Consider the following 19112-nt stretch of genomic DNA (forward strand, 5'->3'; position numbering starts at 1 on the left):
AATGATCTCTACCTTGCGACGTGGCCTGTTGGTGTTGCTCGCGACACTGCCATTGCTGGCGAACGCTGCGCCCGGGCAGTCGGCGCACGATCTGGTTCAGGACACTACCAGCCGGATGCTCGCCGATCTGTCGGCCAATAAAGAGAAGTACAAGCAGGATCCGCAGGATTTCTACACCGCGCTGAACAACATCGTGGGGCCGGTGGTGGATGCCGAAGGCATTTCCAAAAGCATCATGACGGTCAAGTACTCGCGCAAGGCCACGCCGGCGCAGATGCAGACCTTCCAGGAAAACTTCAAGCGTGGCCTGTTCCAGTTCTATGGCAACGCCTTGCTGGAATACAACAACCAGGGCATCACCGTCGATGCGCCGAAGGATGAGTCGGGCGATCGCACCAGCGTCGGCATGACCGTCAAGGGCAACAACGGCGCGATCTATCCGGTTCAGTACACGCTGGAGAAGATCAACGGCGAGTGGAAGCTGCGTAACGTGATCATCAACGGCATCAACATCGGCAAGCTGTTCCGTGACCAGTTCGCCGACGCGATGCAGCGCAACGGCAACGATCTGGACAAGACCATCAACGGCTGGGCCGGCGAAGTGGCCAAGGCCAAGCAGACCGCCGAGAAACAAGAGAAGCCAGCCCAATGACCGAGTCGGCCGTTCGTCTGGACGAAGCCAGTGTGCTGCAGCTCACTGGCGTGCTGGATTACCGCACCGGGCCCGGTCTTCGGGAGCAGGGGCGGGCGCTGATCAAGTCGTGCAATGCTCCGGCATTGGTCATCGACTGCTCGGCGGTGGAGAAGTCCAGCAGTGTCGGTCTGTCGTTGCTGCTGTGCTTCATTCGCGACGCGAAAGCTGCCGGCAAGGCCGTCAGCATCCGCGAGATGCCGGAAGACATGCGCGAAATCGCTCAGGTCAGCGAGCTGACCGAGCTGTTGGCGCAACCCTGAACCCGCATCTACAGGGAAGCCCCCCGTCAGAGTCCTGCGCAGCGGGGTTCGCAGGCGCGGGGCTTTTTTGTATGATGTCCGACCCGTGCGCACAGGGCGCCGATTGAGGTTGAGCATGCAGGCCGTAGAAGTGAAGAGCTTCCTTGAAGGAAAGCTGCCAGGAACGCTGGTGGAAGTTGAAGGCGAAGGCTGCAACTTTCAGCTGAACGTGATTAGTGATGAACTGGCGGCGTTGAGCCCGGTCAAGCGTCAGCAAAGCATCTATGCCCATTTGAACCCATGGATCGCCGATGGCAGCATCCACGCGGTCACTATGAAATTTTTCAGCAGCGCGGCCTGGGCCGAGCGCACCTGAGCCCTAGGGCGTCGAGATTCTTATGGATAAATTGATTATTACCGGTGGCGCTCGTCTTGATGGCGAGATCCGCATCTCCGGGGCGAAGAACTCCGCCCTGCCGATCCTGGCCGCCACTCTGCTGTGCGATGGCCCGGTGACTGTTGGCAACCTGCCGCACCTGCACGACATCACCACCATGATCGAGCTGTTCGGTCGCATGGGCATCGAGCCTGTGATCGACGAAAAGCTCAGCGTCGAAATCGACCCACGCACCATCAAGACCCTGATCGCCCCGTACGAGCTGGTGAAAACCATGCGTGCCTCGATCCTGGTGCTGGGCCCGATGGTCGCGCGCTTCGGTGAAGCCGAAGTCGCACTGCCTGGCGGTTGCGCCATCGGCTCGCGTCCGGTCGACCTGCACATCCGCGGCCTGGAGGCCATGGGTGCGATCATTGACGTCGAAGGCGGCTACATCAAGGCCAAGGCGCCTGAAGGTGGCCTGCGCGGTGCACACTTCTTCTTCGATACCGTCAGCGTGACCGGTACCGAAAACATCATGATGGCCGCTGCTCTGGCCAAGGGTCGCAGCGTGCTGCAAAACGCCGCCCGCGAACCTGAAGTGGTCGACCTGGCGAACTTCCTGAACGCCATGGGTGCCAAGGTATCCGGCGCCGGCACCGACACCATCACCATCGATGGCGTTGAGCGTCTGGGTTCGGCCTTCTATAAGGTCATGCCTGACCGTATCGAAACCGGCACCTACCTGGTGGCCGCCGCGGTCACCGGCGGTCGTGTGAAGGTCAAGGACACCGATCCGACCATCCTCGAAGCCGTTCTGGAAAAGCTCCGTGAAGCCGGTGCGGAAATCACTACCGGTGAAGACTGGATCGAGCTGAACATGCACGGCAAGCGCCCGAAAGCGGTCAACGTGCGCACCGCCCCGTACCCGGCGTTCCCTACCGACATGCAGGCGCAGTTCATCTCGCTCAACGCCATTGCCGAAGGCACCGGTGCCGTGATCGAGACGATCTTCGAAAACCGTTTCATGCACGTGTACGAACTGCACCGCATGGGCGCCAAGATCCAGGTCGAAGGCAACACGGCCATCGTGACCGGCACTGAAATCCTCAAGGGCGCGCCAGTGATGGCAACCGACCTGCGGGCTTCTGCCAGCCTGGTAATCTCGGCCCTGATGGCCGAAGGCGATACCCTGATCGACCGCATCTACCACATCGACCGTGGTTACGAGTGCATCGAGGAAAAACTGCAGATGCTGGGCGCCAAGATCCGTCGCGTTCCGGGCTAGTCGCTGCATCGGGACACAGGGACGTGTCCGTTGAATTCGTTTTGATCGGGGGTGGTGACGCCCTCGAAGTATGTTCGGCGCCGATTGCGACCGGGCATGAGTACCTTGATAAGGACTGACGTTTCCCATGTTGACCATCGCACTGTCCAAGGGCCGCATCCTTGACGACACCCTGCCGCTTCTCGCCGAAGCGGGCATCGTGCCGACCGAGAATCCGGACAAGAGCCGCAAGCTGATCATCCCCACGACCCAGGAAGACGTACGCCTGTTGATCGTGCGTGCCACCGACGTGCCGACTTATGTCGAGCATGGCGCGGCCGACCTCGGCGTTGCCGGTAAAGATGTGTTGATGGAATACAGCGGTCAGGGCCTGTACGAGCCGCTGGATCTGCAGATCGCCCAGTGCAAGCTGATGACCGCCGGCAAGGTCGGCGCGGTCGAGCCCAAGGGTCGCCTGCGCGTGGCCACCAAGTTCGTCAACGTTGCCAAGCGTTACTACGCCGAGCAGGGTCGTCAGGTCGACATCATCAAGCTCTATGGCTCGATGGAACTGGCGCCGCTGATCGGTCTGGCCGACAAGATCATCGACGTGGTCGACACCGGCAACACCCTGCGTGCCAATGGCCTGGAACCTCAGGAACTGATCGCCACGATCAGCTCGCGTCTGGTGGTCAATAAAGCTTCGATGAAAATGCAACACGCCCGAATCCAGGCGTTGATCGACACCCTGCGCAAGGCAGTGGAGTCTCGACACCGCGGCTGATGTACCTGCGCGACCTTGAGTCGCGCCCGTCTATCCGCCTCATAGCCAGAATCTCAGGTGCCCAAGCGGAAACGACTGCTAAGTTAGGGCGCCTGAGTTTTTGCCATTCCTATGAGGCTCTCGCTATGACCGCACCGACTGCAATTCGCCGACTCAACGCTGCTGACCCGGATTTCGCGCATCATCTGGATCATCTGCTGAGCTGGGAAAGTGTGTCTGACGACTCGGTCAATCAGCGGGTGCTGGACATCATCAAGGCTGTGCGCGAGCGCGGTGACGCGGCGCTGGTCGAGTTCACCCAGAAATTCGACGGCCTCGAAGTCGCCTCCATGGCAGACCTGATCCTGCCGCGCGAGCGTCTGGAACTGGCCCTGACCCGCATCACCGTGCCGCAACGCGAAGCGCTGGAAAAAGCCGCCGCCCGGGTGCGCAGCTACCACGAAAAACAGAAGCAGGATTCCTGGAGCTACACCGAAGCCGACGGCACGGTGCTGGGCCAGAAAGTCACGCCGCTGGATCGCGCCGGCCTGTACGTGCCGGGCGGCAAGGCGTCGTACCCGTCGTCGGTACTGATGAACGCGATTCCGGCCAAGGTTGCCGGCGTGACCGAAGTGGTGATGGTGGTGCCGACGCCGCGTGGCGAGGTCAACGAACTGGTGCTGGCGGCGGCGTGCATCGCCGGCGTCGACCGGGTGTTCACCATCGGTGGCGCCCAGGCCGTTGCCGCGTTGGCTTATGGCACTGAAAGCGTGCCGCAGGTGGACAAGGTCGTCGGCCCGGGCAACATCTATGTCGCCACGGCCAAGCGTCACGTGTTCGGTCAGGTCGGCATCGATATGATCGCCGGCCCGTCGGAAATCCTCGTGGTGTGCGACGGCCAGACCGATCCGGACTGGATCGCCATGGACCTGTTCTCCCAGGCCGAGCACGACGAAGACGCCCAGGCGATCCTGGTCAGCCCGGACGCCGGGTTCCTCGACAAGGTCGCCGCGAGCATCGACAAGCTGCTGCCGACCATGGATCGCGCCACCATCATTGAAACCTCGATCAATGGTCGCGGTGCCTTGATCCACGTGCGTGACATGGCCCAGGCCATCGAAGTCGCCAACCGCATTGCCCCGGAACACCTGGAGCTGTCGGTCGCCGACCCGCAGGCCTGGCTGCCGCAGATCCGCCACGCCGGCGCGATCTTCATGGGCCGTCACACCTCCGAAGCGCTGGGTGACTACTGCGCCGGACCGAACCACGTATTGCCGACCTCCGGCACCGCGCGTTTCTCTTCGCCGCTGGGTGTGTATGACTTCCAGAAACGCTCGTCGATCATCTTCTGCTCCGAGGCCGGTGCTTCGGAACTTGGCAAGACCGCATCGATCCTGGCCCGTGGCGAATCGCTGAGCGCCCACGCTCGCAGCGCCGAGTACCGCATCAAAGACGAAGTGAAGGGGAACTGAACATGAGTAAATTCTGGAGCCCGTTCGTCAAGGATCTGGTGCCTTATGTACCGGGCGAGCAGCCGAAGCTGACCCGTCTGGTCAAACTCAACACCAATGAAAACCCGTACGGCCCGTCGCCAAAAGCCCTGGCGGCGATGCAGGCCGAACTCAACGACAACCTGCGTCTGTACCCGGATCCGAACAGCGACCTGCTGAAAAACGCCGTCGCCAACTACTACGGTGTGCAGAGCAATCAGGTGTTCCTCGGCAACGGTTCGGACGAAGTGCTGGCGCACATCTTCCACGGCCTGCTGCAACACGATCGGCCGGTGCTGTTCCCGGACATCAGCTACAGCTTCTATCCGGTTTACTGCGGTCTCTACGGCATCAAATTCGACGCGGTGCCGCTGGACGCGCAGTTCCGGATCAATCCGGCGGACTACGCCAAGCCGAACGGCGGGATCATCTTCCCCAACCCGAACGCACCGACCGGTTGCCTGTTGGCGCTGGAAGCGGTCGAGCAGATTCTCAAGGCCAGCCCGGATTCGGTAGTGGTGGTCGACGAGGCCTACATCGACTTCGGCGGCGAAACCGCGATCAGCCTGGTGGGCCGTTATCCAAACCTGCTGGTCACCCAGACCCTGTCCAAATCCCGTTCGCTGGCGGGCCTGCGGGTGGGGCTGGCGGTCGGCCATCCGGATCTGATCGAGGCACTGGAGCGGATCAAGAACAGTTTCAACTCCTACCCGATCGATCGCATGGCGAATGTCGGTGCGGCGGCGGCGTTCGAAGATCGCGAATACTTCGACAAGACCTGCGCATTGGTCATCGAGAGTCGCGATTGGGTGGTTGCGCAATTGCAGGCCAAGGGCTTTGAAGTGCTGCCGTCAGCCGCGAACTTCATCTTCGCCCGTCATCCGCAGCATGATGCGGCAGGGCTGGCGGCGAAACTGCGTGAGCAGGGCGTGATCGTGCGCCACTTCAAGCAGGAACGGATTGCCCAGTTCCTGCGGATCTCGATCGGTACGCCGGAGCAGAATCAGGCGTTGATTGAGGGACTCGGCGATTTGTGATTGTTGAATGAGCACAGTTCCCGGTTTATCACCGGGAACTGTTGTTCGATGTTGCTCATCAACCCTGTGCCGGATTGGAGTAACTAAGTTCTTTTTCTGGCCTTGAATGTTATTTCGGCCACCGACCTGTCGGCGAAAATCATGTGGATTGTCGCCTCAATGCCTGCGTACCCTGTTGTGAATTTCCCAGTAACTGTGCCTGTGTCTGGATAGTGCATGACACTGTCATAGTTTAATGCCCACTGAAAATGGTGTTCAGTAACGCCTCGTTCGTAGGACTGTTGAAAGTTGTGATATGGGCCTTCTAGCAGCGATACAACAAAGGTGTCGTGCTGTGTTCCGCCCTTAGACTTCGAGGTGCTAACCGGCTTCAAGTAACTTGCAGTAATCAAGCCTGATGTAAAAAATACGATTGTTGATGTGAGAGTGACCCCTCTCCATTTGATTGTTACATCACCATCATCGAAGTCTGGTTGAGGCTCGAAGTTATAAATTTTCTGAGTCGTCATGGTTTTTCCTTGCAGAAACCAGGTTTGATCGACAACTCGGTTTCTGATGTCGTGGCTGAGGGAGATCAACATTAATCTACAGACAGACTGAACTCACCTGTCATATCTGACAGGTGAGGTAGATTCATTGGTTTGGAGAGTTATCGCGAACACAAGTAAATGGGCATTCAGACATGTTGCATGTCTGGGGGAGGGAGCGGGGCGACCGCCTCCGCTCTTACAGTCAGTTGTGGCGACGCTTACTCTTCTTTTTCCTGAACCGGCGCCGGCGGCGGACGCAGACCGATCTCGGCGGTCAGCTTCAACTCCTTGCCGTTGCGCATCACCTGAATCGTGACCTTGTCAGTCGGCTTGATCCGCGCCACCTGGTTCATGGATTTGCGGCCATCACCGGCCGGTTCGCCGTCGATGCTGAGGATCACGTCACCCAGTTGCAGGCCGGCCTTCTGTGCCGGGCCGTCGCGGAAAATCCCCGCCACCACGATCCCCGGACGCCCGGACAGACCAAACGACTCCGCCAACTCCTGAGTCAGCGGTTGTACTTCGATGCCCAGCCAGCCGCGAATGACCTGACCGTGCTCGATGATCGACTTCATCACTTCCATCGCCAGCTTCACCGGGATCGCGAAGCCGATGCCTTGCGAGCCGCCGGACTTGGAGAAGATCGCGGTGTTGATGCCGGTGAGATTGCCGTTGGCGTCGACCAGCGCGCCGCCGGAGTTGCCCGGGTTGATCGCCGCGTCGGTCTGGATGAAGTCTTCATAGTTGTTCAGGCCCAGCTGGTTGCGGCCGGTAGCGCTGATGATGCCCATGGTCACGGTCTGGCCGACGCCGAACGGGTTGCCGATGGCCAGTGCGACATCGCCGATGCGGATGTTGTCAGAGCGCCCGACGGTGATCGCCGGTAGGTTTTTCAGGTCGATCTTCAGCACCGCCAGGTCGGTTTCCGGGTCGCTGCCGATCACGCGGGCCAGGGTTTCACGGCCATCCTTGAGTGCCACAACGATCTGGTCGGCACCGGTGGTGACGTGGTTGTTGGTCAGGATGTAGCCTTCGGGGCTCATGATCACGCCGGAACCGAGGCTCGACTCCATGCGTTTCTGCTTCGGCGAGTTGTCCCCGAAGAAGCGGCGGAACTGCGGGTCCTCGAACAGCGGATGGCTCGGTTTGTTGATGACTTTGGTGGTGTAGAGATTGACCACCGATGGCGCGGCGATGACCACCGCGTCGGCATAGGACACTGGCCCCTGCTGTGTGCTGGTGGTCTGCGGGGCCTGTTGCAGGTTGACGTCGAGGCTCGGAAGCCCGACCCACTGCGGGTAACGCTGAATTATCAACAGAGCGATAAGCACACCGGCCAACAGCGGCCAGCCGAAAAAACGCAGCGCCTTGAGCATTAAGCACGTCCTGGAAAAGTTGCAGGCGGGGTCAGACCGCCCATAATGTCGCGCATTATACGAGGCCGTGCGCGCCTCTGAACGGGATTTTCAGGAGTCTTTCATGGCCGTTGCCCTCAGTACCCTGGTCGAAGAAGCCGACCGCTACCTCGGCAGTGCAAAAATTGCCGATTATTGCCCCAACGGCCTGCAGGTCGAGGGCCGTCCGCAGGTGATGCGCATCGTCAGCGGCGTCACCGCCAGCCAGGCATTGCTCGATGCCGCCGTCGAAGCCGAGGCGGATCTGGTGCTGGTGCATCACGGCTATTTCTGGAAGGGCGAGAACCCGTGCATCACCGGCATGAAGCAGCGGCGCCTGAAGACCCTGCTCAAACACGACATCAGTCTGCTGGCCTATCACCTGCCGCTGGATCTGCACCCGGACGTCGGCAACAACGTGCAACTTGCCCGCCAGCTCGACATCACCGTCGAGGGGCCGCTGGATCCGGACAATCTGAAGATCGTCGGCCTGGTCGGTTCGCTGGACGAGCCGATGACCGCCCGGGATTTCGCCCGCCGGGTACAGGAGCGCATGGGCCGTGAACCCCTTCTGGTCGAAGGCAGCGCGATGATACGTCGGGTCGGCTGGTGCACCGGCGGCGGGCAGGGCTACATCGACAATGCCATCGCGGCCGGCGTCGATCTGTTTATCAGTGGTGAAGCTTCCGAGCAGACTTTCCACAGCGCCCGGGAAAACGGCATCAGCTTCATTGCCGCCGGCCACCATGCCACGGAGCGTTACGGCGTGCAGGCGCTGGGCGATTATCTGGCGAAGCGATTCGCGCTCGAACATATCTTCATCGACTGCCCCAACCCGATCTGAGTCGGCCCGGGTTCCTTGGGGGAGCGGCCAAACGCACGAGCATATTCATATGCTCTTTCGTTCTAGTTCGCGCCCTGATTAGAAGAGGGACGCTGTGCTAGGATTCCCCGCTCGAACACGGCCCGCTGGCCGTTCATAAGAAAGCTTTCGTGAGTAGCCATGGTCGACAAACTGACGCATCTGAAACAGCTGGAGGCGGAAAGCATCCACATCATCCGCGAGGTGGCCGCCGAGTTTGACAACCCGGTGATGCTGTACTCCATCGGTAAAGACTCCGCCGTGATGCTGCATCTGGCACGCAAGGCGTTCTTCCCGGGCAAACTGCCGTTTCCGGTGATGCACGTCGACACCCGCTGGAAATTCCAGGAGATGTACAAGTTCCGCGACAAGATGGTCGAAGAGCTGGGCCTGGACCTGATCACCCACGTCAACCCGGATGGCGTTGCGCAGGGCATCAACCCGTTCACCCACGGCAGCGCCAAACACACCGACATCATGAAGACCGAGGGCCTGAAGCAGGCACTCGACAAGTATGGTTTCGACGCCGCGTTCGGCGGTGCCCGTCGCGATGAAGAGAAGTCCCGCGCCAAGGAGCGCGTCTACTCGTTCCGCGACAGCAAGCACCGCTGGGATCCGAAGAACCAGCGTCCGGAGCTGTGGAACGTCTACAACGGCAAGGTCAACAAGGGCGAATCCATCCGCGTGTTCCCGCTGTCGAACTGGACCGAGCTGGACATCTGGCAGTACATCTACCTCGAAGGCATCCCGATCGTTCCGCTGTACTTCGCCGCCGAACGCGAAGTGATCGAGAAGAACGGCACGCTGATCATGATCGACGACGAGCGCATCCTCGAGCACCTGTCCGACGAGGACAAGGCGCGCATCGTCAAAAAGAAAGTGCGTTTCCGTACCCTTGGCTGCTACCCGTTGACGGGCGCGGTGGAGTCCGAGGCCGAAAGCCTGACGGACATCATTCAGGAAATGCTCCTGACGCGAACTTCCGAGCGCCAGGGCCGTGTCATCGACCACGATGGCGCAGGCTCGATGGAAGACAAGAAACGTCAAGGCTATTTCTAAGGGGCTGTCATGTCGCACGCATCTGATTTGATCAGCGAGGACATCCTCGCCTACTTGGGCCAGCACGAACGTAAAGAGCTGCTGCGCTTTTTGACCTGCGGTAACGTCGACGACGGCAAGAGCACCCTGATCGGGCGCCTGCTGCACGACTCGAAGATGATCTACGAAGATCACCTCGAAGCGATTACCCGTGACTCGAAGAAAGTCGGCACCACCGGCGACGACATCGACCTGGCGTTGCTGGTCGACGGCCTGCAGGCCGAGCGTGAGCAGGGCATCACCATTGATGTCGCCTACCGCTATTTCTCCACCGCCAAGCGCAAATTCATCATCGCCGACACCCCAGGCCATGAGCAGTACACCCGCAACATGGCCACCGGTGCGTCCACCTGTGACCTGGCGATCATTCTGGTCGACGCCCGCTACGGCGTGCAGACCCAGACCCGTCGCCACAGCTTCATCGCCTCGTTGCTGGGCATCAAGCACATCGTTGTCGCCATCAACAAGATGGACCTCAAAGGCTTCGACCAGGGCGTTTTCGAGTCGATCAAGGCCGACTACCTGAAGTTCGCCGAAGGCTTGAAGATGAAGCCGACCAGCATGCACTTCGTGCCGATGTCCGCTCTCAAGGGCGACAACGTGGTGAACAAGTCCGAGCGCTCGCCGTGGTACACCGGCCAGTCGCTGATGGAAATCCTCGAGACCGTGGAAGTGGCGGGCGACCGCAACTTCACCGATCTGCGTTTCCCGGTGCAGTACGTCAACCGCCCGAACCTGAACTTCCGTGGTTTCGCCGGCACCCTGGCCAGCGGCATCGTGCACAAGGGTGACGAAGTCGTGGTCTTGCCGTCGGGCAAGAGCAGCCGCGTGAAATCCATCGTTACCTTCGAAGGTGAGCTGGAGCATGCAGGCCCGGGTCAGGCCGTGACACTGACCATGGAAGACGAAATCGACATCTCCCGTGGCGACCTGCTGGTGCATGCCGACAACGTGCCACCGGTCACTGACAGCTTCGAAGCGATGCTGGTGTGGATGGCTGAAGAGCCGATGCTGCCGGGCAAGAAGTACGACATCAAACGTGCCACCAGTTACGTGCCGGGCTCCATCGCCAGCATCGTCAACAAGGTCGACGTCAACACCCTCGAAGAAGGCCCGGCGAGTGCGTTGCAGCTCAACGAAATCGGCAAGGTCAAGATCGCGCTCGACGCACCGATCGCCCTCGACGGTTACGACAGCAACCGCACCACTGGCGCGTTCATCGTCATCGACCGTTTGACCAACGGCACCGTCGGCGCCGGCATGATCGTCGCCCAGCCGGTGACCCATGGCGCTGCCACGCACCACGGCAAACTGGCCCATGTAGCCACCGAAGAACGCGCCCAGCGTTTCGGCCAGCAGCCGGCCACCGTGCTGTTCAGCGGTCTGTCGGGCGCGGGCAAGAGCACGCTGGCCTATGCGGTCGAGCGCAAACTGTTCGACATGGGCCGTGCGGTGTTCGTGCTGGATGGTCAAAATCTGCGTCATGACCTGAACAAAGGCTTGCCACAGGATCGCGCAGGTCGCACCGAGAACTGGAGCCGTGCGGCGCACGTTGCCCGTCAGTTCAACGAAGCCGGTCTGCTGACGCTGGCAGCATTCGTGGCGCCGAGTGCGGAAGGTCGCGAGAAGGCCAGGGATCTGATCGGCAAGGAGCGTCTGCTGACGGTCTACGTCCAGGCTTCGCCGGCCGTGTGTGCCGAACGTGATCCGCAGGGGCTGTATGCTGCCGGTGGCGACAACATCCCGGGCGAATCCTTCCCGTATGACGTGCCGCTGGATGCTGACCTGGTGATTGATACCCAATCGTTGTCGCTGGATGAAAGCGTCAAGCAAGTGCTGGATCTGCTGCGCAAGCGTGGCGCGATTTAAGCGTTCGCTGAGAATGAAAAAGCCCGCCGGTGAGTGATTATCGGCGGGCTTTTTATTTCGGGCCAATTCGGTCGATTGTGGGAGCTAGCCTGCTAGCGATGACGGCCTTTGGACCGATCAGGCTCTTGGAGTTTTGGGTGAATATCCGTTTCTGCGGGTGTTGCCGCTGGCGGTTCCGCTCTTACAGCGGCTCACTTTTCCAAACGCCGAAAAGTAAGCAAAAGGCTTGGCCCCTGCGTTCGGCACCTCGCTTTGGCTCGGTGTTCCTTCGTTCCGGGATTCATCCGGGGGCATCGCCTACGGTTTGCTTCGCTGCACCTCCTCTCGATGCACGCGGCTGCGCCGCACGGTCGCTGCGCTCCCTCCCCCGGATGAATCCCTCCACTCAGCCGGCCGAAGGGGCCGGCACGTCAAAAGCGGTACTCGAGCTAACGCTCATTGTGGTGAGTGGTGGGAAGCTAAAAGCTAAAAGCGAACTGTTTTCCTGTGGGAGCCAGCCTGCTGGCGATGGCGGCCTGACAGGCGATCAATTTCTTTCAGGTGTTCCCACAGGGGGATCAGCGTCGGTTGGGATATTCGCGGTGCATCTGTGCAAGCAACGCATCCTTGTCCTGCCACAGCTGATTGATCCAGCCCTGGAATTGCAGGCGGTATTCGCCGTCCTGGTCGTAGTTCTTGCCGATGAACTGTGGCGGGATATTCAATTCTTCAAAATGCACAACCACGTCCCGCACGTTGCCGCACAGAAGATCCCAGAAACCTGGACGTCCACCCGGATAGTGGATGGTCACGTTGACGATCGACTCCAGTTGTTCACCCATGGCATCGAGCACGAACGCAATACCGCCTGCCTTGGGTTTGAGCAGGTATTTGAACGGTGATTGCTGCTGCGCGTGCTTGCCTTCGGTGAAGCGTGTGCCTTCGACAAAGTTGAAGATGCCTACCGGGTTGTCGCGGAATTTCGCACAGGTCTTGCGGGTGGTTTCCAGGTCTTTGCCTTTCTTTTCCGGGTGTTTTTCCAGATAGGCTTTTGAATAGCGTTTCATGAACGGAAAGCCCAGCGTCCACCACGCCAGACCGATCACCGGCACCCAGATCAGTTCCTGCTTGAGAAAGAACTTCAGCGGCTGGATGCGCCGGTTGAGCACGTATTGCAACACCAGAATGTCGACCCAGCTTTGATGGTTACTGGTGATCAGGTACGAGTGCTGGTAGTCCAGGCCTTGCAGGCCGCTGAGGTGCCAGCGGGTGCGGCGCACCAGGTTCATCCAGCCTTTGTTGTTGCTGATCCAGGCTTCGTGGGTGTGGCTCATCAGCCAGCGCGAAGCGCGGCGCGCGAGGTCGAACGGCAGCACTTTGATCAGTGCCACGAGGAACAGGAACGAGCACAGCAGGATCGTGTTCAGCGCCAACAGCAGCGCGGCGATCACGCCGCGCAGGGGGGCAGGGAGAAAAGCCAGCATCGGGTCAGATATCCAGAGGTCGGTTGGCAGCCTGAATCGCGGTCAGGGCAATGGTGTAGACGATGTCGTCGACCTGCGCGCCGCGCGGCAGATCGTTCACCGGTTTGCGCAGGCCTTGCAGCATCGGGCCGAGGCTGACGCAATCGGCGCTGCGTTGCACGGCTTTGTGGGTGGTGTTGCCGGTGTTCAGGTCGGGGAATACGAACACCGTGGCGCGACCGGCCACCTGGCTGTTCGGTGCCAGTTGCCGAGCCACGGTTTCGTTGGCGGCGGCGTCGTACTGCAACGGCCCGTCGATCAGCAGCGAGTGCTGTTGTTCGTGGGCGAGCAGGGTGGCTTCGCGGACTTTCTCGACTTCCTCGCCGGTGGCCGATTCGCCGCTGGAATAGCTGATCATTGCCACACGCGGGGTGATGCCGAATGCGGCGGCCGAGTCGGCGCTTTGCAGGGCGATCTCGGCCAGTTCGCTGGCGCTCGGGTGCGGGTTCATCACGCAGTCGCCGTAGACCAGCACTTCCTCCGGGAAGAGCATGAAGAACACCGACGACACCAGCGTGCAGCCCGGTGCGGTCTTGATCAGTTGCAGGGCCGGGCGAATGGTATTGGCAGTGGTGTTGATGACGCCGGAAACCAGCCCGTCGACTTCATCGAGTGCCAGCATCATGGTGCCGATCACTACGGTGTCTTCCAGTTGCTGCTCGGCCATCGGCGCGTTGAGGCTTTTGCTCTTGCGCAGGGCGACCATCGGTTCGACGTAGCGCTCGCGGATCAGATCCGGATCGAGAATCTCCAGCCCCGGCGGCAGCACAATGCCCTGGGCCCGGGCCACGGCCTCTACGTCCGCCGGTTTGGCCAGCAGCACGCAACGGGCAATGCCGCGTTCCTGACAGATCGCCGCCGCCTGCACGGTGAACGGTTCACTGCCTTCGGGCAGGACGATGCGTTTGTTGGCGGCCTGCGCGCGTTGAATCAATTGATAGCGGAACACGGCTGGCGACAGGCGCATTTCCCGCGGCGTACCGCAGCGCTGATGCAGCCAGTTGGCATCCAGATGACTGGCGACGAAATCGGTGATGATTTCCGCCCGCTCGCGGTCATCGACGGGAATTTCCTTGTTCAGGCCGTTGAGCAGGTTGGCGGTGTCGTAGGAGCCGGTGCTCACCGACAGCACCGGCAAACCGGCCTGCAATGCGCCACGGCACAGGTCCATGATGCGCGGATCCGGCAGGGTGTCGCTGGTCAGCAGCAGGCCGGCCAGCGGTACGCCGTTGATGGCCGCGAGGCTGACGGCGAGGATGATGTCGTCGCGATCACCGGGGGTCACCACCAGCACGCCGGGCTTGAGCAGGTCCACGGTGTTGCGCATCGTGCGTGCGCAAATGATGGTCCTGGTCATGCGCCGGGTTTCGTAGTCGCCGGCGTTGAGCACCTGGGCGCCCATCAGGTCGGCGACGTCGCGGGTGCGCGGGGCATTGAGTTCCGGCTGGAACGGAATGCAGCCGAGCAGACGGAAATCACCGCTGCGCAGCAACGGCGAATGTTCTTTCAGACGCGCGGCGAAGGCGTCCATGCTTTCGTCGGTCTTGACCTTGTTGAGGATCACGCCGAGGACTTTCGGGTCTTTCGGCCCGCCGAACAGCTGCGCCTGCAACTCGACGCGGCCGGACAGTTCGGTGAGCACTTCGTTTTCCGGCGCCGAGACCAGAATCACTTCGGCGTCCAGGCTCTTGGCCAGGTGCAGGTTGACCCGCGCGGCATAGCTGGCGCTGCGGGTCGGCACCATACCTTCGACGACCAGTACGTCCTTGCCGACGGCAGCCTGTTGGTAGAGAGCGATGATTTCTTCGAGCAACTCGTCGAGTTGTCCGTCGCCAAGCATCCGCTCGACATGGGCCAGGCCCAGTGGCTGCGGCGGTTTCAGGCCATGGGTGCGGGCCACCAGTTCGGTGGAGCGCTCAGGGCCGGTGTCGCCTGGATGGGGCTGGGCAATCGGTTTGAAGAAGCCGACTTTCAGCCCGGCCCGTTCCAGCGTACGCACCAGCCCGAGGCTGATGGAGGTCAGACCCACACCAAAATCGGTGGGTGCGATAAAAAAAGTTTGCATGCGGATTCTCTAAGGGTGCATGGCAAGGGCGTGGGCCTATGGCTGGCCTTCCACCGGTTTTTCAGGCGTCAAGGTTAGCGCTAACCGAGCCTTGAGCGCACCAACCGCAAGCAAAGGGTTGGCCTATTTTTTCAATACGTTGCGTTGCGTCCAGCACCCATGCCCGCGACTGCCAGGGTGGCTGGTGGCGCAGATGCTGGGTGTGGCCGCAGGAGAGCTCGGCCACCCAGTGACCGTCCTCGTCCTGATGGAAGCCTGTAATCGTCGAGTCCCGTTTGTCAGGGTTGTGGTCGCTTTCGAGCGATTGCTTCGCTAAACTTGGCCTTTCTATATTCTTATGCAAAAGGTCTCGCCCCATGCTGATCGCCGCCAATAAGGCTGTCTCCATCGACTATACCCTGACCAACGACGCTGGTGAGGTCATCGACAGCTCCGCCGGCGGCGCTCCGCTGGTTTACCTGCATGGCGCAGGCAACATCATCCCGGGCCTTGAAAAAGCCCTGGAAGGCAAGGAAGTCGGCAACGATCTGGAAGTTTCCGTCGAGCCGGAAGATGCCTACGGCGAGTACTCGGCCGAACTGGTCAGCACCCTGAGCCGCAGCATGTTCGAAGGTGTCGACGAACTGGAAGTCGGCATGCAGTTCCACGCGTCGGCGCCGGACGGTCAGATGCAGATCGTCACCATTCGTGATCTGGACGGCGACGACGTCACCGTCGACGGCAACCACCCGCTGGCCGGTCAGCGCCTGAACTTCAAAGTGAAGGTCGTTGCCATCCGTGACGCCAGCCAGGAAGAAGTCGCTCATGGTCACGTCCATGGCGAAGGTGGCCATCACCACTGATTTTCTGCGCTAAGCTCAGAGAACTGGAGAGGCGCCCGAGGGCGCCTTTTTAGTCCGCGGCTGTCCTTGGTGGTCTCGCCAAGTGGCTGTTTCGAGTAGAACACGGGAATCTGGAGTTCGTCATGAGTGCTTTTCACGACCTTAAGTTGACAGCCCTGGATGGTCAGGAGCTACCGCTGGCACCCTTCAAGGGCCAAGTCGTGCTGGTGGTCAACGTCGCCTCCAAATGCGGCTTGACCCCACAGTACGCGGCGCTGGAAAACCTCTATCAGCAATACAAGGGCAAAGGTTTCAGTGTGCTGGGCCTGCCGTGCAACCAGTTTGCCGGTCAGGAACCGGGCAGCGAGCAGGAGATTCAGGAATTCTGCAGCCTCAACTATGGCGTGAGTTTTCCGTTGTCGAAAAAGCTCGAAGTCAACGGTCACGATCGCCATCAGCTGTACCGGCTGCTGGCGGGCGAGGGGGCCGAATTTCCCGGTGACATCACCTGGAATTTCGAGAAATTCCTGCTCGGCAAGGACGGTCGCGTGCTGGCGCGCTTCTCGCCGCGCACGGCGCCGGATGATCCTTCGGTGATCACGGCGATCGAAAAAGCCCTGAGCTGAAACACAAAAATCGCAGCCCTCGAGCTGCGATTTTTTTCGCCTGCCTTTTGACCCTTAATCATTCAGATCAATAGTGCTATCGATGGGTTGAAACTCCGCATATTATCGCCGTCATATGAATCGCATGCCCGTCGATCAATTTTTCGTGGAGCCTCCCATGCCCGTGCAAGCCCTGTTCAAACCGTTCCAGCTCGGTGCCCTCGAACTGCCGACCCGCGTGGTCATGGCGCCGATGACCCGTTCGTTCTCTCCGGGCGGCGTACCCAATTCCAAAGTGATCGAGTACTACCGTCGTCGGGCGGCAGCGGGCGTCGGCCTGATCATCACCGAGGGCACCACCGTTGGCCATCAAGCCTCCAATGGTTACCCGAATGTGCCGCAGTTTTTCGGTGAAGCGGCACTGGCCGGCTGGAAGAAAGTCGTCGATGCGGTGCATGCCGAGGGCGGCAAGATCGTCCCGCAACTGTGGCACGTCGGCAGCGTTCGCCGCATCGGCACCGAGCCGGATGCCAGCGTGCCGGGTTATGGCCCGACCGAGAAACTCAAGGACGGTCAGGTCGTGGTGCACGGTATGACGAAGCAGGATATTCAGGACGTGATCGCAGCCTTCGCCCAGGCTGCCAAAGATGCCAAGAGCATCGGCATGGACGGCGTGGAAATCCACGGCGCCCACGGTTACCTGATCGACCAGTTCTTCTGGGAAGGCAGCAACCAGCGCACCGACGAATACGGCGGCAGACTGGCCAACCGTTCGCGTTTTGCCATCGAGCTGATTCAGGCCGTACGCGCAGCTGTTGGCGAAGGTTTCCCGATCATCTTCCGCTTCTCCCAGTGGAAGCAGCAGGACTACACCGCACGTCTGGTGCAGACCCCGGAGGCGTTGGGCGAGTTTCTCCAGCCATTGTCCGACGCCGGTGTGGATATTTTCCACTGCTCGACGCGCCGTTTCTGGGAGCCGGAATTCGACGGTTCCGAACTGAACCTGGCCGGCTGGACCCGCAAACTGACCGGCAAACCGACCATCACCGTTGGCAGCGTCGGCCTCGATGGCGAGTTCCTGCAGTTCATGGTCAACACCGACAAGGTGGCACAACCGGCCAGTCTGGAAAAACTGCTGGAGCGTCTGAACAACGATGAGTTCGATCTGGTGGCAGTGGGGCGTGCGCTGCTGGTGGATCCGGACTGGGCGCAGAAAGTGCGCGAAGGCCGCGAGCAGGACATTCTGCCGTTCAGCCGTGAGGCGTTGATGACGCTGGTTTGATCGCAGTGGGGGGCTTGTCGCGCAGGTCGCGGCAAGCTCCCTGCAGATGGTTTTCAAACTGCTCGATGATCGCCGCCCAGCCTTGGCGACTGGCATGCTGGCGGGCGTTCAATCTGACGCAGCGCAAGGTTTCATCCTCTTCCAGCAGCCACTGCGCTGCATCGCAAAACGCTTCTTCATCCCCCGGCATCGCCAGCACGCCGTTGTAGCCATGGCGGATATGTTGTGCCGCCGCTGCCTGATCGTAGGCCACCACCCCAAGACCTGAAGCCAGTGCCTCCAGCACGACGTTGCCGAAGGTTTCGGTCATGCTCGGAAACAGGAACAGATCACCGGACGCATAGTGCGCCGCCAATGCTTCGCCGCGTTGCGAGCCGCAGAAAATCGCGTTGGGCAATTCCTTTTCCAGGGCTGCGCGCTGCGGTCCGTCACCGACGATGATCAGTTTCAGATTACGTTGCGGGTACGCGCCGGCGAGTTTGTCGAAGCAACGTTTGAGCAGGGCAAGATTTTTTTCGGGGGCAAGGCGTCCGACATGAATCACCGCAATGTCCTGCTCGTTCAGTCCCCATTGCTCGCGCAAGGCGTTCAGCCGTTTGGTCGGGTGAAACAACTGGCTGTCGACCCCTCGGGACAGCAGTGCCAGACGATCGAAATGCCGCCGCTCCAGCTCCAGGCGCTGGCTGACGCTCGGCACCAGGGTCAGGGCCGAACGATTGTGAAACCAGCGCAGATAGTGGGTCAGCAAACGCGTCAGCAAGCCGAGGCCGTACTGGTTGGTGTACTGCTGAAAATTGGTGTGGAAGCCGCTGACCACGGCAATACCCAGGCGATGTGCGGCTCGCAGTGCAGACAACCCGAGGGGGCCTTCGGTGGCGATGTAGAGCACGTCCGGGCGTTGGCGAGTCCAGCGTCGCAGCAACTTGTGCATCGACGACTGACCCCACTGCAACCCCGGATAGCCGGGCAACGGCCAGCCCCGGCACAACAGCAGCGCATCGTCTTCACTGCGCTGCGGATCGTCACCTTGACGCGGCCGCACCAGTTCCACCCGATGCCCGCGTGCGCGCAAACCGTCGCACAAGCGGCCAAGGGTATTGGCCACCCCGTTGATTTCCGGTGGGAAGGTTTCGCTGATCAGGGTGATATGTAGAGCTGTCGTCATGGCCTCAGTGTCGGCTGAGGCCATGTCGCGCTTGTGACGTTCGGATGATGGAT

At 60.7% G+C, this 19112-nt stretch carries 19 protein-coding genes; 13 read left to right on the plus strand and 6 right to left on the minus strand.

The window, feature by feature from the left end:
• The first annotated feature begins 1 nt into the window (after nt 1).
• The 7 genes from J5M72_RS09020 (at nt 2) to hisC (ending at nt 5866) form a co-directional block, all read left to right on the plus strand.
• Nucleotides 2-652 (plus strand): ABC transporter substrate-binding protein, encoded by a 651-nt coding sequence (locus tag J5M72_RS09020; protein ID WP_207865238.1) that lies wholly within the window; start codon nt 2-4, stop codon nt 650-652.
• A complete protein-coding gene (locus J5M72_RS09025; protein WP_169428878.1) occupies nt 649-954 on the plus strand; it encodes an STAS domain-containing protein in 306 nt (101 codons plus the stop codon). The genes J5M72_RS09020 and J5M72_RS09025 overlap by 4 nt, the downstream gene beginning before the upstream one ends.
• A 115-nt stretch (nt 955-1069) precedes the next feature.
• The gene (locus J5M72_RS09030; protein WP_039769303.1) at nt 1070-1309 is read left to right on the plus strand and encodes a BolA family protein; all 240 of its coding nucleotides are present in this window, start codon (nt 1070-1072) and stop codon (nt 1307-1309) included.
• 22 nt (nt 1310-1331) lie between these two features.
• Nucleotides 1332-2597 (plus strand): UDP-N-acetylglucosamine 1-carboxyvinyltransferase, encoded by a 1266-nt coding sequence (gene murA, locus J5M72_RS09035; RefSeq protein WP_169428880.1) that lies wholly within the window; start codon nt 1332-1334, stop codon nt 2595-2597.
• A gap of 127 nt (nt 2598-2724) precedes the next feature.
• The gene (gene hisG / locus J5M72_RS09040) at nt 2725-3360 is read left to right on the plus strand and encodes an ATP phosphoribosyltransferase (RefSeq protein WP_085746934.1); all 636 of its coding nucleotides are present in this window, start codon (nt 2725-2727) and stop codon (nt 3358-3360) included.
• Between the two features lie 125 nt (nt 3361-3485).
• Nucleotides 3486-4811, plus strand: coding sequence for a histidinol dehydrogenase (hisD, locus tag J5M72_RS09045; protein ID WP_169428881.1), 1326 nt, complete (start codon nt 3486-3488; stop codon nt 4809-4811).
• A 2-nt stretch (nt 4812-4813) separates the two neighbouring features.
• The gene (gene hisC / locus J5M72_RS09050; RefSeq protein ID WP_207865240.1) at nt 4814-5866 is read left to right on the plus strand and encodes a histidinol-phosphate transaminase; all 1053 of its coding nucleotides are present in this window, start codon (nt 4814-4816) and stop codon (nt 5864-5866) included.
• 83 nt (nt 5867-5949) lie between these two features.
• Here hisC and J5M72_RS09055 read toward each other — a convergent pair whose 3' ends face one another.
• Nucleotides 5950-6375 carry a hypothetical protein gene (locus J5M72_RS09055; protein ID WP_169428883.1) on the minus strand — a complete coding sequence of 142 codons (426 nt, stop codon included), beginning with the start codon at nt 6373-6375 and terminating at the stop codon, nt 5950-5952.
• A 239-nt stretch (nt 6376-6614) separates the two neighbouring features.
• Nucleotides 6615-7772, minus strand: coding sequence for a Do family serine endopeptidase AlgW (algW, locus tag J5M72_RS09060; protein WP_169428884.1), 1158 nt, complete (start codon nt 7770-7772; stop codon nt 6615-6617).
• Between the two features lie 103 nt (nt 7773-7875).
• Between algW and J5M72_RS09065 the strand changes: the two genes are divergently transcribed.
• From J5M72_RS09065 to cysN, 3 genes are all read left to right on the plus strand, one after another.
• On the plus strand, nt 7876-8634 hold the full coding sequence (locus J5M72_RS09065; protein WP_207865242.1) for a Nif3-like dinuclear metal center hexameric protein: 759 nt from the start codon (nt 7876-7878) through the stop codon (nt 8632-8634).
• A gap of 159 nt (nt 8635-8793) precedes the next feature.
• Nucleotides 8794-9711: a sulfate adenylyltransferase subunit CysD gene (gene cysD, locus J5M72_RS09070; RefSeq protein ID WP_119426713.1), complete on the plus strand. Its 918-nt coding sequence runs from the start codon at nt 8794-8796 to the stop codon at nt 9709-9711.
• A 9-nt stretch (nt 9712-9720) separates the two neighbouring features.
• Entirely contained in the window at nt 9721-11619 is a 1899-nt protein-coding gene (cysN, locus tag J5M72_RS09075) for a sulfate adenylyltransferase subunit CysN (RefSeq protein WP_207865244.1), read from the plus strand.
• Nucleotides 11620-12176: 557 nt separating this feature from the next.
• Here the strand turns inward: cysN and J5M72_RS09080 are convergent.
• The 3 genes from J5M72_RS09080 to J5M72_RS09090 form a co-directional block, all read right to left on the minus strand.
• Nucleotides 12177-13082, minus strand: a complete 906-nt coding sequence (locus J5M72_RS09080; RefSeq protein WP_207865246.1) for an acyltransferase — start codon at nt 13080-13082, stop codon at nt 12177-12179.
• A 4-nt stretch (nt 13083-13086) separates the two neighbouring features.
• Complete coding sequence (pta, locus tag J5M72_RS09085) at nt 13087-15186, minus strand: phosphate acetyltransferase (RefSeq protein WP_207865248.1); 2100 nt, start codon at nt 15184-15186, stop codon at nt 13087-13089.
• A gap of 61 nt (nt 15187-15247) precedes the next feature.
• On the minus strand, nt 15248-15574 hold the full coding sequence (locus tag J5M72_RS09090) for a DUF3565 domain-containing protein (RefSeq protein WP_169428889.1): 327 nt from the start codon (nt 15572-15574) through the stop codon (nt 15248-15250).
• On the opposite strand from J5M72_RS09090, the gene J5M72_RS09095 reads away from it, so the two are divergent.
• From J5M72_RS09095 to J5M72_RS09105, 3 genes are all read left to right on the plus strand, one after another.
• The gene (locus J5M72_RS09095; RefSeq protein WP_169428890.1) at nt 15543-16028 is read left to right on the plus strand and encodes a peptidylprolyl isomerase; all 486 of its coding nucleotides are present in this window, start codon (nt 15543-15545) and stop codon (nt 16026-16028) included. The two genes, J5M72_RS09090 and J5M72_RS09095, sit on opposite strands and share 32 nt — an antisense overlap.
• A 122-nt stretch (nt 16029-16150) precedes the next feature.
• On the plus strand, nt 16151-16633 hold the full coding sequence (locus J5M72_RS09100) for a glutathione peroxidase (RefSeq protein WP_007959082.1): 483 nt from the start codon (nt 16151-16153) through the stop codon (nt 16631-16633).
• A gap of 157 nt (nt 16634-16790) precedes the next feature.
• Nucleotides 16791-17894 carry an NADH:flavin oxidoreductase gene (locus J5M72_RS09105; protein WP_207865250.1) on the plus strand — a complete coding sequence of 368 codons (1104 nt, stop codon included), beginning with the start codon at nt 16791-16793 and terminating at the stop codon, nt 17892-17894.
• Here J5M72_RS09105 and J5M72_RS09110 read toward each other — a convergent pair.
• Nucleotides 17863-19083 carry a glycosyltransferase family 1 protein gene (locus J5M72_RS09110; protein ID WP_207865252.1) on the minus strand — a complete coding sequence of 407 codons (1221 nt, stop codon included), beginning with the start codon at nt 19081-19083 and terminating at the stop codon, nt 17863-17865. The two genes, J5M72_RS09105 and J5M72_RS09110, sit on opposite strands and share 32 nt — an antisense overlap.
• Between the last annotated feature and the right edge of the window lie 29 nt (nt 19084-19112).

It is taken from the genome of Pseudomonas sp. 58(2021), assembly GCF_017491585.1.
GTDB lineage: Bacteria > Pseudomonadota > Gammaproteobacteria > Pseudomonadales > Pseudomonadaceae > Aquipseudomonas > Aquipseudomonas fluorescens_BT.